Origin of the sequence: Oceanobacillus oncorhynchi (assembly GCF_000821065.1) — a bacterium.
GTDB lineage: Bacteria > Bacillota > Bacilli > Bacillales > Amphibacillaceae > Oceanobacillus > Oceanobacillus oncorhynchi.
On record NZ_CDGG01000001.1, the window covers coordinates 2,298,736 to 2,311,881 of the forward strand.

Annotated in this window: 13 protein-coding genes; 5 read left to right on the top strand and 8 right to left on the bottom strand. The window is 40.4% G+C overall.

Going from position 1 to position 13,146, the window contains the following annotated elements:
* Positions 1-3: 3 nt before the first annotated feature.
* Complete coding sequence (locus tag BN997_RS23690; RefSeq protein ID WP_276325300.1) at positions 4-129, bottom strand: hypothetical protein; 126 nt, start codon at positions 127-129, stop codon at positions 4-6.
* A gap of 429 nt (positions 130-558) precedes the next feature.
* Positions 559-2,214, bottom strand: coding sequence for a PucR family transcriptional regulator (locus BN997_RS10915; RefSeq protein WP_042532209.1), 1,656 nt, complete (start codon positions 2,212-2,214; stop codon positions 559-561).
* Positions 2,215-2,412: 198 nt separating this feature from the next.
* Here BN997_RS10915 and BN997_RS10920 point away from each other — a divergent pair, with 198 nt between their 5' ends.
* The 3 genes from BN997_RS10920 (at position 2,413) to BN997_RS10930 (ending at position 5,697) form a co-directional block, all read left to right on the top strand.
* The gene (locus tag BN997_RS10920; RefSeq protein ID WP_042532210.1) at positions 2,413-3,771 is read left to right on the top strand and encodes an aspartate aminotransferase family protein; all 1,359 of its coding nucleotides are present in this window, start codon (positions 2,413-2,415) and stop codon (positions 3,769-3,771) included.
* A gap of 117 nt (positions 3,772-3,888) precedes the next feature.
* Entirely contained in the window at positions 3,889-5,349 is a 1,461-nt protein-coding gene (locus BN997_RS10925) for a CoA-acylating methylmalonate-semialdehyde dehydrogenase (RefSeq protein WP_042532212.1), read from the top strand.
* 30 nt (positions 5,350-5,379) lie between these two features.
* Positions 5,380-5,697, top strand: a complete 318-nt coding sequence (locus tag BN997_RS10930) for a hypothetical protein (RefSeq protein ID WP_042532213.1) — start codon at positions 5,380-5,382, stop codon at positions 5,695-5,697.
* 5 nt (positions 5,698-5,702) lie between these two features.
* Here BN997_RS10930 and BN997_RS10935 read toward each other — a convergent pair whose 3' ends face one another.
* From BN997_RS10935 to BN997_RS10945, 3 genes are read right to left on the bottom strand one after another with little or no spacing between them, the layout of a single operon-like run.
* A complete protein-coding gene (locus BN997_RS10935) occupies positions 5,703-6,791 on the bottom strand; it encodes a GerAB/ArcD/ProY family transporter (RefSeq protein WP_042532215.1) in 1,089 nt (362 codons plus the stop codon).
* Between the two features lie 18 nt (positions 6,792-6,809).
* Entirely contained in the window at positions 6,810-8,036 is a 1,227-nt protein-coding gene (locus BN997_RS10940) for a Ger(x)C family spore germination protein (RefSeq protein ID WP_042532217.1), read from the bottom strand.
* The gene (locus BN997_RS10945) at positions 8,026-9,639 is read right to left on the bottom strand and encodes a spore germination protein (protein WP_042532219.1); all 1,614 of its coding nucleotides are present in this window, start codon (positions 9,637-9,639) and stop codon (positions 8,026-8,028) included. Before BN997_RS10945 ends, BN997_RS10940 begins: the two co-directional genes overlap by 11 nt.
* A gap of 357 nt (positions 9,640-9,996) precedes the next feature.
* On the opposite strand from BN997_RS10945, the gene BN997_RS10950 reads away from it, so the two are divergent.
* Positions 9,997-10,500: an LURP-one-related/scramblase family protein gene (locus tag BN997_RS10950; RefSeq protein WP_042532220.1), complete on the top strand. Its 504-nt coding sequence runs from the start codon at positions 9,997-9,999 to the stop codon at positions 10,498-10,500.
* Positions 10,501-10,572: 72 nt separating this feature from the next.
* Here the strand turns inward: BN997_RS10950 and BN997_RS10955 are convergent, their stop codons facing one another.
* From BN997_RS10955 to selD, 3 genes are read right to left on the bottom strand one after another with little or no spacing between them, the layout of a single operon-like run.
* On the bottom strand, positions 10,573-11,295 hold the full coding sequence (locus tag BN997_RS10955; RefSeq protein ID WP_338112887.1) for a tRNA 2-selenouridine(34) synthase MnmH: 723 nt from the start codon (positions 11,293-11,295) through the stop codon (positions 10,573-10,575).
* Positions 11,295-11,624 carry a rhodanese-like domain-containing protein gene (locus BN997_RS23760; RefSeq protein ID WP_338112888.1) on the bottom strand — a complete coding sequence of 110 codons (330 nt, stop codon included), beginning with the start codon at positions 11,622-11,624 and terminating at the stop codon, positions 11,295-11,297. The genes BN997_RS10955 and BN997_RS23760 overlap by 1 nt, the downstream gene beginning before the upstream one ends.
* Before the next feature lie 23 nt (positions 11,625-11,647).
* The gene (gene selD, locus BN997_RS10960; protein ID WP_042532222.1) at positions 11,648-12,700 is read right to left on the bottom strand and encodes a selenide, water dikinase SelD; all 1,053 of its coding nucleotides are present in this window, start codon (positions 12,698-12,700) and stop codon (positions 11,648-11,650) included.
* Positions 12,701-12,860: 160 nt separating this feature from the next.
* On the opposite strand from selD, the gene BN997_RS10965 reads away from it, so the two are divergent.
* Positions 12,861-13,127 carry a hypothetical protein gene (locus BN997_RS10965; protein ID WP_042532224.1) on the top strand — a complete coding sequence of 89 codons (267 nt, stop codon included), beginning with the start codon at positions 12,861-12,863 and terminating at the stop codon, positions 13,125-13,127.
* The last annotated feature ends 19 nt before the right edge of the window (positions 13,128-13,146 follow it).

The following is a 13,146-nucleotide window of genomic DNA, read 5'->3' on the forward strand; positions in this document are numbered from 1 at the left end:
ACTTTATTCATTATGATTTTCGCGCTTTTCATCGCGCCGCAATTTAAAATACATAACCAGAGCCAGCGTAACCCATATGAAAGGCCATGGCAGCATTAATAATACGGTTTCTAGAGGCAAATTAAACATAGACTCACCGCCCTTTTCCTGATTTGTAAGCATAAAACAAGACGTAAAAAAAAGATGATTTGCGAATTAAGGTGTATCATTGAATAACCCTCTAATTTCGAACAGATAATCAGTTTGTTACCGCCCTTTTTAAATTGTTTGTTGTTTTCAAAATTAACGTAATTTAATTTGACTATAAAGTAACTGCTAAATTACCACAATCAGCAAAATGTCAAACGGGTACTAGCCTTATTTTACAAAGTGTCTATGAATTAGATAGGAATCCCTTAAAAGCAATTTAATGCAATATAACTGACTGTGAGCTTTCCGCATGAAGAGAAGGAAAAAGTCAGTTTTAAGCGGGAGCGGGGCAGCCGGTAACGCTTCGATAGTTTAATATTATTCCGCTGGGATTTCTTTTCGTCTCATATTTAATGAAGTTTCCTTTTATCAAAGTTCTTTTATATTGGGATATGCTTCCTCCAGCGATGTCCAATTCAATAGATAATAAGCGCTTAATGCCAGTTCGATTGCTTGCCGGTTGATTGGCTCTGCAAGGTTAGTTCTCAGTAACTCTTCAATTTTTTCTAAACGGTGATACAAGGTTTGCCGTACAATATATAATTTGTTAGCGGTTTCTTTTTTGGAGCCCATACATTTCAGGTATACAGAAAGTGTGGAAAGCAGATCTGTTTTCATTTTTTTATCATATTGCAAAATTGCTCCTAAATAATCCTGTACGTATACTTCCAGCTTGTTGCTGTTATACATTTCAATCAATAAGCGATAAACACCGATTTCTTCATAAAAATGTGTCTCGATTAATTTAGCGTTTTGAATGAGTATCACATCTTTTGCTTCTTTATAACTGGTAGGAGAAGTATCGTAATCAAGATGAATATTACTGATTCCAAAAGTATATGGATTACCATTAAAATTTTCTTTTTGTTGCATATGCTTTAGTTCATTAATAATTTCTGTCAAACGATTCGTATCTTTTGGGGCATTCTTCTGCTTATAGAAGGCAGCGATAACAGCCGTTTCATTCCGGCCGACAGCTACAGCAGGAATAAACCCGTTTTTTCGAAACAGGGAGCGGATAATCATCGCTTGCTGCAGCTTGGCTTCCTCCCAATTGCCTTCTTTATTGGTTATATTATAGGAGTTCGTGTCAATCAAAAATAATCGATAAGATAAGTTCTTTGCCGGAGAAGGCAATATTTTTTGGATTTCACTGCCATCAATGTCTTTTCCCTTTAACATCCTTCTGACAATCTCTTCTTCTTGATTTTGTTTCCGTTCTTCTATCGTTTTATTCCGAAGCATAATTTGTGCGATTGCCAGGGCTGCCCGATCAATGATAGAGAATGAGAATTTATCTAATGTGTCAGGGGCTATCTGTAAACATAAATATCCCCAGGTATGTCCGAGACCTTTAACAGGAAAAATGGTGTAATCATCCTTGTCCAGTTTACAGCCTGTATAGGGGCTTGGCATCTTGGCATGTTTGATTCGCGTTTTCATCAACTGTGTTTGCTCTTTCATCTTTGGAGGATAGTAATCAGCTTTTGAGTCGAATGATACAAATAAGACCGGTACATTAAAATATGCATATAGTTCTTTTAAAATAGTTAAGGTTCCATTTGGCAATAAGGAAAGTTCATTAAATTTTTCTGAAAAATGATAGAGTTGGCTCAGCATATGGTGATGATGATTAATGATGACGGTGTGAAGATCTTGGGTGATGTCTACGAATTTAACAATTTCGTTGAAGATAATGAAAGGTAAGTCATGATCATTGCCGTATTGAATAATTTCAGGTGCGATTTCTTTAACATGGGTGCCTAGTTCAATGCATATTCCTGCGACATTCTTATTTAGCAATTTGTCCAAGTGGGAAAGGCCTTCTGGAGAGTCAAATTTCACCCCGGAGCCTGTCGTCAGGATTAATTCACCTCCGTTAATGAAAGATTCCATATCTCCGCTTTCCAGTATATGTGTCCATTTAATTTCACGGTGTAATCCGTTTTTGCCGGCAACTACGACGGCATGTTGGAATAAATCCCTGGAAAGAACGTCCTTTACTTGAATACTCCATTTCTCCATTTATATGAGCCCCCTCATTTCGTTAAAGCAGAACGTAAAATGATTGACATTTTGTAAAATGAAAAATAAATGAATTGGTTATAGAATAAACTATGTAATATACCTAATATTATGTCAAGTTCAAAAATTTCAGATATGAATCTATGCTGTTTGACCAGATTGTTTTAATTATTTGAAGTACAGAAAGGAGAAGATGGGATGGAATCTGTGCAGAAGAAACAATCTTTAGTGGAAAGAGATCGTCAGAATGTTTGGCATCATATTTCGCCGTATAGTGAAAAAAATCCGCCTATGGTCGTGGAAGAGGGGAAGGGCTCCTGGATTACAGATCATCAAGGAAAACAGTATTTAGACGGAATGTCCGGGCTTTTTTGTGTCAATGTAGGATATGGCCGGGAAGAGTTAGCACAAGCTGCGTATGAACAAATCAAGAAAATGGCTTATGTGCCAATGACACAAAGCCATGGTCCTGCCATTGAGCTGGCGGAAAAAGTAAACGAAATGCTTGGCGGGGACTATGTGATTTTTTATTCCAATAGTGGTTCCGATGCGAATGAAGTAGCTTTCAAAATGGCTCGTCAATATCACCAGCAAAAGGGAGAGGGCACCCGCTATAAAGTGATTTCACGCTATCGTGCCTATCATGGCAGCTCGGCTGGAGCGTTGTCAGCAACAGGTCAAGCATTGAGAAAATATAAATACGAGCCGCTTACTTCCGGATTTTTACATGTTGCTCCACCTGATAATTATCGTAAACCAGAAGGCATGTCTATAGAGGATTATAATATAGCGCGAGCGAGAGAATTAGAAGAAACGATTATTTGGGAGCAGAAGGAGACAATTGCAGCAGTTATTATGGAACCGCTGATTACAGGAGGCGGTGTACTGGTTCCAGATCCTGTTTATGTAGAAAAGGTACAAGAGGTTTGTAACCGTCACGGCGTCCTGCTTATTATCGATGAGGTTATCTGCGGCTTTGGCCGTACAGGAAAAGCTTTTGGACATCAGCATTTTAATATAAAACCGGATATGGTTACCATGGCAAAAGGGCTTACGAGTGCTTATCTTCCATTATCGATTACAGCTGTTCGAAAAGACATCTATGAAAAATTTAAGGATGGTAAAGAAAATAGTCATTTTCGTCATGTAAATACATTTGGCGGTAATCCCGCTGCATGTGCTTTGGCATTAAAAAACATTGAAATTATGGAAAAAGAAAATTTATTTAACCGTTCAGCGGAAGCAGGGAATCGTCTTTTAAACGGTCTGGATGATCTTCGAAATCTTGACTTTGTAGGTGATATCCGCGGTTTAGGCTTGATTATCGGCATAGAAATCGTTGAAGATAAGCTTACCAAAAAGCCTGCCTCCCCAGAATGTGTAGGAGGATTGATTGCTGCTTGCAAGGCAAATGGATTAATCATTGGGAAAAACGGTGATACCGTCGCCGGGCATAATAATATTTTGACACTCAGCCCGCCATTGTCCAGTACGGATGATGATTTTGATTTTATGATTAACGTCTTGAAAAAAGTATTTCATGAAAAAGTAAATTAATGTTTTTTAAATAAGGAACGAAAGCTTATTACCTAAGAATAAGCATATATATCCTGCTATTCCGGGATGAACATCTTCTAATGGAGAATATTGATTAAAATATCGGGAGGGTTTCAGGTGACTCAAACAAAAGTAAACGAATTAAAAAACTATGTTGGAGGAAGGTGGATGGAAGCAAAGACAGATAAAAATGCACCTGTCTATAATCCGGCAACTGGAGAGACAATAGCAAATGTACCTATCTCGACGCAAGAGGATGTGGAACATGCAATCCAGGCTGCTCACAAAGCTTTTGAAACATGGAAGGACGTGGCTGTACCTAAACGGTCAAGAATCCTATTTAAATATCAGCAATTACTCGTTGCCAATTGGGAGGAGCTGGCAAAATTAATTACCATTGAAAATGGAAAAAGCTATACGGAAGCGTATGGGGAAGTGCAGCGAGGGATTGAAAACGTAGAATTCGCTGCCGGAGCTCCTTCCCTCATGATGGGAGAGCAGCTTCCATCGATTGCCACCGACTTGGAATCTGGTGTGTATCGTTATCCAATTGGTGTTATTGCTGGAATCACTCCTTTTAATTTTCCAATGATGGTGCCGTGCTGGATGTTCCCAATGGCCATTGCAACTGGAAATACGTTTGTCATGAAGCCGTCAGAGCGTACACCACTTTTAGCGAATCGGTTAGCAGAATTACTGGAAGAAGCGGGGTTGCCTGCTGGCGTATTTAACATCGTTCATGGTGCTCATGATGTAGTAAACGGTTTATTAGATCACAAACAGGTAGCAGCGATTTCTTTTGTTGGATCCCAGCCTGTAGCAGAATATGTCTACAAGCGCGGAACGGATAATCTGAAGCGTGTGCAAGCACTTGCTGGTGCAAAAAATCATTCCATTGTATTACGTGATGCGAATTTAGAAAATGCATCGACCCAAATCATGAATGCAGCATTTGGTTCTGCAGGGGAACGGTGTATGGCCGCATCTGTGGTAGCTGTTGAGGAATCTGTTGCAGATGCGTTTATCGCACGTCTCACTCAAAAAGCCAATGAAATTAGAATTGGCAATGGCCTGGACGAAGGGGTTTTCCTGGGTCCAGTCATTCGCGAACAGCATAAAGAGCGGACATTAAATTATATTGAAACGGGAGAAAAGGAAGGAGCAAAGCTGATTCGTGACGGCAGAAAAGACGAAGCTGTAAAACAAAAAGGCTATTTTGTAGGCCCAACCATTTTTGATTATGTCACATCGGAAATGAATATTTGGAAAGAAGAGATCTTTGCACCCGTATTATCAATTGCTCGTGTAAAAGATCTGGATGATGCGATAGCTTTAACGAATCAATCACGCTTTGCGAATGGCGCTTGTATTTTTACAAGAGACGGCGGAAAGGTTCGGCAGTTCCGTGAAACAATTGATGCTGGAATGCTTGGCGTCAATATCGGTGTGCCTGCCCCAATGGCATTTTTCCCATTCTCTGGCTGGAAAGACTCTTTCTACGGAGATTTGCATGCGAATGGAAAAGATGGGCTGCAATTTTATACGAGGAAAAAAGTGATTACGACGAAGTGGATTTGACATTCTCTATAGTATATGGAGGAGCTTATCATGATGGCTATTGGTAAGCTCCTTTTTCATTACTTCCGGTTGCGTTTTTTTTGCAAAAAAGATAATACAGGATCGACAAATAAGAAAAGAAGAAGGAGATACATGATTGCCAATTCAGGAATTTCCATCACATACAAAGGATTCAGCGATTTGATAGCGGGTATTTTATATCCTTTTATAAAGTCAATACCAAAAGAAATACCCGCTAATAGGATGAACATAGTCAGAGAAATACCTAGGATTTTCACTTCTATCACTCTCCAATCAGCCTTTAAACATTTTTCTATCCGTATTTGGATAGCTATTCATATTTGCTAATTTGCTTACTTTTTCCTGTTCTTGATAAAGGCAATAAAAAGCAAGAAAACAGGAAGAATAATTTGAAAAGGAAGCTGAACATAGATTGGAAATGCATTTAGCCCTTCTTCAATATGCTGCGAATAATTGCTCGCAATAACCATGGATGTAAATAAAACAGTTATTCCAAGCGGATAAGCCAGCTTCGAGGGTTCTTTGATATTAAATAAACTTGCTGTTCCTATAAGGGCACAGTATGTATATACCGCTACTTTGAAAAAACCTCCAATAATCAGAGCTAGAATAAAGATAACGTCCAGACGTTCTAAAAATTCTCCAACTTCAATCGACTGAATAGTTGTTAATAAAGGGAAAAGAGAACGCTCAATAAGCGGGACGCCAAGAACGCTGATATTTAAAATGGTGGTGAACGCGAGAGCGACACCAGTTATGCTGATTGCCGCCACAGCCGTTTTTTTTAACTTCTTTGCTTGATTTAAGTATGGGAAAATCATTGTAAATACGATGATTTCACCAAAGGGAACATATAGCGTTTCTGTAAAGACCGTTTTTAAAATTTTTGGCGAATCCTCCAAAGTCGGTCTTAAATTGGAGATATCGATTAAGCCGGATATAGCAATAAGAAGAAATAGAAAGAATGCCAGCATAAGCATGACGACAAAAAGCAGTTCTCCTGTTCTGGCAACGACCTCGATTCCTTTATATATCGTGTAAATAACCACCAGAATCATCAGAGCACTCGCAACGAATAGAGGAGTTTCTGGAAAGGCAAAAGAAAGCAGCATGACACCAAATTCCCGTAATACTCTCGCAGCCGAATATAAAAAGAAGAGGATATACAGGAATGCCAATGTTCGTCCTAAAACCTTGCCAATCAGCTTTTCTGTATAGTCCGTCAGCAAGAGTGAAGGATAATACAGATAAAGCGCCCGATAGATAAAAAATAAGAAGATACTTATCGCCGTCGCGATAAGAATCGCTAACCAGCTGTCTCGGCCTGCTCTCATCGCAAGTGGAATCAGCAGCGAATTGCTTAGCTGAAATAAAATCATAACGATAAACAATTGGCTTGTGCTGATTTTTGCCTTTTCCATAAACGAATTCCCTCCTTTTTATTCGCTTTTCTTATTCAAATCAAAAAGATACGGATTGTTTCGCATCCCAGTACGGCGAATAAAGGCTTCCACTGTCACATCGACGTCCAATGCAGGAAAATACACATCTTGCCACTCTTTTTCAAACTGTTGCCACACCTTGGGTTCGGAATGATGCAGCTTTTCACCAAAGCCGAAGATATCCGTTTTGGTTTTCTGTGCTACCTCAATTGCAGCTTTGGCCTCTGCCTGAATTTTCTGCTGCAATGCTCCCTCAATCCGGAATAATACATGCGGGTTAGTTATATCGACTGGCACCTCTATCACTCGGAGGTCTCCTTCAGCACGGATATGGACGGAAATCGCCGGTTTCCCATCCTTTATTTTTGTCGCTACATTTGTTTTTTGGCGTACTACCTTGTAGGAGATGGCATCTTCATGATTCTCCCAATCAATGTTTACAGGTGCCTGCCGAATTTGATCTAATACCCAAAGTGTTCCTTCACTCTTTTCGCCATCAATCCAATTAACCAGTTTGCCTTCTTTGAAAACGCCCATGCCATTTACTTTAATGGTTGCTGATCCATCTGATGATTGCAGTTGTTCCATCGTTTTCGCTTTTTCAATATCACCCTCCACAGAGAAACCGCTGACCAAAGGCTCTTTTCCTGTCGAAACAGCTGCATTGATGAATTTCTGGAGATTGGTGGCTATATTTTCTCCATACAGTTCTTCAGTGAATTCTAAGGACTTAATTGCTTTTTCAGCAGGGACCTGATCAATCGCCGTTAAAACTTGAACGAACTCACCCGCCTTCACATCCCGGCTAATCACTATCTTCGTCGTTGTCCGAAACTCAATACCCCGCTCCATCGCATCTAAAATAGAGGAAAGCCCTTCTTCTCTGGCAAGCTCTTCGCTGATGACCAGCAGACTGGTATGTGCAAAATAGAGGTCTCTTGAAACAATGGTGGATGCCCGATCAGCTACCTCCAGCGGATTGTCTCCTGTTGCTGTATAGGTGGCAATACTTGGATTTTGCCCGGATGCTCCTCCTTGAAGCGCCCCGGGCACGTTCATTGGATTGATTAGTTGAAATGTGCCAACATATGTGCCATCTTCCTTTTTATCAAGCGCATAAGCCGAGACAATCGCTAATTCTTTTAATTCGATACTGCTCCAACATCCAGAAAGGAAAGGGAGGCAGGCTGCCATGAAAAAAGGAATTATCCATTTACGACTCATTTTTATCTCCTTCTTTCGTCTCCGCTCTCATCATTCCCCGTTTTATCGGAGGCAGAGGTTTTTGATCCGTACCCTGGCGAACTCGATTTTGAGGATTTAAGGACTTCGGTCTTTCGTTGAATGACCATATCGGACCGCGCATAATGGAATCCTTCAAGCTTTTCGGTATCAATGGTGCAAATGGTGCCATATAGGGGATCCCGAATGAACGCAAGCTGACGAGATGAACAATCAGCATAATCAATCCAAGGATGATTCCATAAAACCCGGCAATCGCTGCACCCAGCATAAATGCAAAGCGGAGTAAACGGGCTGAAATAGCGATGTCATAATTTGGAGTAGCTAAACTGGCAATGGCTGTAGTTGCCACGACAATGACCATTGCGGGAGAGACGATTCCGGCCTGAATGACCCCTTGCCCGATAACAAGTGCTCCGACAATCGAGATGGTCGCACTGATTTTGTTCGGCATCCTTAAGCCGGCTTCCCGAAGAATCTCAAAAGTGACTTCCATTATCAGCGCTTCAACAATCGCAGGAAAAGGTACGGATTCCGTCTGTGAGGCAATAATAACAAGCAGGTCTGTTGGAATCATTTCCTGATGAAAGGTGGTAACTGCTACATAAAAAGCAGGGCCTATTAATGAAATCAAAAACATGAAAACGCGCAGCATCCGAATCAAAGTACTAATTGGGAAGCGCACGTAATAGTCTTCCGGTGTTTGAAAAAATTGAATCATAATAGCAGGAACAATCAACACATGGGGGGTTCCGTTGACAAAAATAGCCACCCTGCCCTCCAAAAGGTTTCCGGCAACCGCATCCGGCCTTTCCGTATGAGTAACTGTTGGGAACAGCCCTGAACTTTCATCTTCAATCACCTGTTCAATATAGCCTGAATCAAGGATGGCATCGAGATCGACCCGTCCCAAGCGTTGGCGGACCTCTTTCACTATGTTTTCATCAACTATCCCGTTGATATACATAATCGATAGGTCTGTATTCGTCTGCTTCCCGAGATTCATGGATTCTACCCATAAATTCGGGTTTTTGATAATTCGGCGCACGAGCGCAGTATTCGTGTTAATGGATTCCGTAAATCCCTCTTTGGATCCGCGTAACGTTATTTCGGAATCAGACTGTTCAACGGGACGCCTTTCTCCGCCTCTGGTACTGGCAATCAGCGCTTCGTTTTTTCCATCCAGGAGAATTACTGTGTCACCAGATAGCAGCGATTGAAATAAGGTATCCCAATCGCTAACCGTTTCTAAACTGCCAACCGCAACTACTTTTTCGGTGAAAACGGTAAAAAGATCTTCGTCCTGTAATTTTTCCTGCACGCTATCTTCCATTGTCTGCACCAAAAACTCATTTATCGTAGGATTGTCCACCAGCCCGTCCACGTGAATGATTGCAGCAGATACCTTAGGATCGTGACTAATAGCAAGCGTGCGGATAATGATATCAGGGCTGTTGCCTGTTTTTTGTTTGATGAAGTTCAGGTTTTCAGTAATCGAAGTGTCTATGCTTTTTTGGGTATCGCTTGCTGAATCTGGAATTTGCTCTTTATAATGCATCTTTTTTCGTAATTTACGATAGGACATAGCACAGAACACCTCGTTGTTGGGATTATCCCTAATTTGTTCAGATAATTACTTTTTATGCATGAAATAGACTCTGATATTTAAGTGAGAGATGTTGTTTGGAAATGAGGAAGCAATGTTCTTTAAAGTCTTGTCTAAAAGCTTTATCACGGAGAACCGTCCGACAACTCCCACTGAGTGAAGTTTCATTTTATAAATTATACTTCGGTGATAGTTGATAAAAAGAAGATAGAATGAAACTTTATCAGCTTAATTTAAGTAATACATAATAAATGTATTTCTAAACTGCGTGAAAAAAGAAATTGAAGTTCCATAGCAAAATTCAGATATAATCGGAATAATAAAGGAGACATGAGGATGAAACAACTCTATATAAAGCAAAAAGTATTTAGTTTAAATGAAAAGTTTAGCGTAAAGAATCAGGATGAAAAAGATGTTTATTACGTAGAAGGAAGTTTTATGAAAATTCCCAAAACTTTCTCCGTTAAGAATGATACTGGAGAGGAAGTAGCGCTTATAACGAAAAAAACGCTCAGCTTTTTACCGAAGTTTTTTGTGGAGGTAAATGGAAAGGAAGTGTTAGCAATCAAGAAGGGGCTTTCCTTTTTCAAAGCGCGTTATACCATTGATGCGGCAGGGATTGAAGTGCGCGGGAATTGGTGGGACATGAACTTTCAGGTATATCAGCACGGTGAAATCATCGGGGAAGTGAGCAAAGAGTGGTTTAGTTGGGGAGACAGCTATAAGGTGCAAGTTGTTAAGGAAGAGATGGAAACCAGCATGATTGCACTGGTTGTCGCCATTGATTGTGTGAAGGCTGACGAAAAAGGAGCTGCTTCTGCTTCGTCGTTCACGAACTGAAGTTTCAAATTTTGCTCAATGCATAAATAAACTCCCCTCGATTAATCAGAGGAGAGTTTATCCAAATACTGCTTACAGCTTGATATTTATCTTTTCTTTCTGTTTGATTAAGTTAACAACTGCATTGAAAGCCTCGTCTAAATCATCGGCATAGATATGCATTTGTTTGTCTTCTGGATAGTGGTGGAGCGTATGCTCATATCTGGGATCGTAATAATATTCCAGCAGGAGCGCTACAGCGGATGGGAAATTACCCTGCTCCAAGTCCTCCGCTATTTGTTTCGCTACAGGGGTGTGAATATGCTTCCGTATTCGCCCGAAGGCTTCGATTATTTGCGCTTGATGCTCTTCAGGATTGTATTCACGTAATATATTTTCAATTCGTTTCTCTAAAGGCAAATGGATAAACAGCTGCATACTGGCTTCTTTTGTTTCATGTAAAGACAAAGGCAGTGTCGCCTTGCCGATACGTTTGCTTTCTCCTTCCAATAGAACAAAAGGCGCTTGGTCATAGCGTTCCATTTCTTGGACTAATAAAGACTCGAATGTTTTTTGATTATTCGGTTCCAGTCCAATTTGGCCAAAGATAGACCCTCGGTGGTTTGCCATTTCTTCTAAATCAAGCACAGGATAGCCATGCTGCTTTAACCTGTGCAGCAAAATAGTTTTTCCGGATCCGGTATAACCATTCAGCACGTACATATTGGGAGAAAACGGCTGCTGCTCTAACTTGTTTACCACCCATTGTCTGTAAGAGCGAATGCCGCCATTCAATCTGGAAACCTGTTGACCCATTAAATCGACAACGTGGCAGCGGTTTTACTGCGCATGCCGCCGCGCCAGCAATAAACAATCTTTTCTTTCCCAAGAGATTGAAACTGGGCAATAAATTCCGGCAGCTTGATAGAGAAGATTTCTAGCCCTTTTTCCTTTGCTGCTTCAGGGCCGACTTGTTTATAAACCGTGCCTACTTCAACGCGCTCTTCATTATCAAAAACAGGAATATTGATGCTTCCTGGAATACGAAATGCAGCAAATTCCTGTGGAGAGCGCACATCAACTAAGCAAATAGTCTCTTCTTTTTGTTTTTTTAATAAATCAAGTAACTCTATATCCTGAAACATTTTTTCACTTCCTAATAAACGAATTATTCTTCAACCGTGATATGTCCATTTTTCTTATCAGTGACGCGGCCAATTATTGCTGCCTCGATATTTTTATCCTGCAGATCCGAAAGTAATTTTTCTGCGTCTGCTTCTTTTACAGCAGCAAGTAAGCCTCCGGAGGTAACCGCATCACATAGTATCCACTGGTCAATCTGATCCAGTGATTCCGTAAAGGTAACATCCTCTTTTAAATAGTTAAAGTTATTCTTCGTACCGCCTGGCACTGCGCCGTTCTCCGCAAGTTCTTTTACTCTTGGCAAAACAGGTACGTGCTGATTTGAAATCTGGATTTCGACGTTGCTTCCTTTTGCCATTTCCGAAGCATGTCCAAGCAAGCCAAATCCGGTAACGTCGGTACAAGCATGTATTTCATAGTTATCCATTGTTTCCGCAGCCGTTTTATTCAATGCTGCCATGACGTTAGTTACCCGGTCTATTTCTGCTTCCTGTAACAAGCCTCTTTTGATAGAAGTCGTCAAAATCCCTACACCAATTGGTTTGGTTAAAATAAGCACATCATCGGGTTTTGCGCCACTATTTGTGCGGATTTTATCAGGATGAATTGTTCCAGTAACAGCCAATCCGAATTTTGGTTCTTTATCGTCGATGGAATGTCCGCCGGCTAAGGCCACGCCAGCTTCTTTCAGCTTGCTGTCTGCGCCTTCTAAGATACGGGAAAGAATCTGTTTATCTAGATCAGCAATTGGGAAAGCAACAATATTCAATGCTGTAATCGGCTTTCCGCCCATTGCGTAGACATCGCTGATCGCATTTGCAGCGGCAATTTGCCCGAAAGAATAGGGGTCGTCTACAATGGGAGTGAAGAAGTCGAGTGTCTGAACAATGGCTGTGTCGTCATTTAATTTGTAAACTCCTGCATCATCGCTGGTATCCAAGCCGACTAATAGATTAGGATTATCCGTCGCAGGGGAGAGGGTTTGTAAAACCTGCCGTAAATCAGCCGGTCCGATTTTACATCCGCATCCGCCCTTAGAAGATAAAGCGGTTAGTTTTATAGACTCATTATTATTCATATAATCAACCCTTCTATATTTAATTTTCCATATCTATTTTAACATATCAGTAGGAAAAGGAATGTTTGGTGGAATTTAGAAGTGAACAGTTACTTTCATTCTTACCATCCTGTGCGCCAATATGATACGATAACATGTATATGGAATGGGGGACGATGTAATGGAAAATAAAAAGATACCTGCATGGTTTAAGGCAGATATCTTATTCAGTGTGCTTAAAGTACTAGTATTGTTTTTATTAGCTATACTTATTCTGTCTACGAATATTGCAATTGGTTCTGTCTATCTGTTTGCGGCCGTTTTTTCTATTTTGTCTTTGGCGCATTTAATTACGATATATAAAACTGCCGGAAAAATGCGGATTCCTTTGATTATTGAAATGCTGCTTATTCCTTCTCTTTTTGTATTGATTATCTTCCTATTTTAAAAATAAATAATGTGATTAT

Excerpts from the sequence above, each read along its gene's own strand:
- BN997_RS23690 (WP_276325300.1), bottom strand. The coding sequence starts at position 129 with ATGTTTAATTTGCCTCTAGAAACCGTATTATTAATGCTGCCATGGCCT.
- BN997_RS10915 (WP_042532209.1), bottom strand. The coding sequence starts at position 2,214 with ATGGAGAAATGGAGTATTCAAGTAAAGGACGTTCTTTCCAGGGATTTA.
- BN997_RS10920 (WP_042532210.1), top strand. The coding sequence starts at position 2,413 with ATGGAATCTGTGCAGAAGAAACAATCTTTAGTGGAAAGAGATCGTCAG.
- BN997_RS10930 (WP_042532213.1), top strand. The coding sequence starts at position 5,380 with ATGATGGCTATTGGTAAGCTCCTTTTTCATTACTTCCGGTTGCGTTTT.
- BN997_RS10935 (WP_042532215.1), bottom strand. The coding sequence starts at position 6,791 with ATGGAAAAGGCAAAAATCAGCACAAGCCAATTGTTTATCGTTATGATT.
- BN997_RS10940 (WP_042532217.1), bottom strand. The coding sequence starts at position 8,036 with ATGAGTCGTAAATGGATAATTCCTTTTTTCATGGCAGCCTGCCTCCCT.
- BN997_RS10945 (WP_042532219.1), bottom strand. The coding sequence starts at position 9,639 with ATGTCCTATCGTAAATTACGAAAAAAGATGCATTATAAAGAGCAAATT.
- BN997_RS10950 (WP_042532220.1), top strand. The coding sequence starts at position 9,997 with ATGAAACAACTCTATATAAAGCAAAAAGTATTTAGTTTAAATGAAAAG.
- BN997_RS10955 (WP_338112887.1), bottom strand. The coding sequence starts at position 11,295 with ATGGGTCAACAGGTTTCCAGATTGAATGGCGGCATTCGCTCTTACAGA.
- BN997_RS23760 (WP_338112888.1), bottom strand. The coding sequence starts at position 11,624 with ATGTTTCAGGATATAGAGTTACTTGATTTATTAAAAAAACAAAAAGAA.
- selD (WP_042532222.1), bottom strand. The coding sequence starts at position 12,700 with ATGAATAATAATGAGTCTATAAAACTAACCGCTTTATCTTCTAAGGGC.
- BN997_RS10965 (WP_042532224.1), top strand. The coding sequence starts at position 12,861 with ATGGAAAATAAAAAGATACCTGCATGGTTTAAGGCAGATATCTTATTC.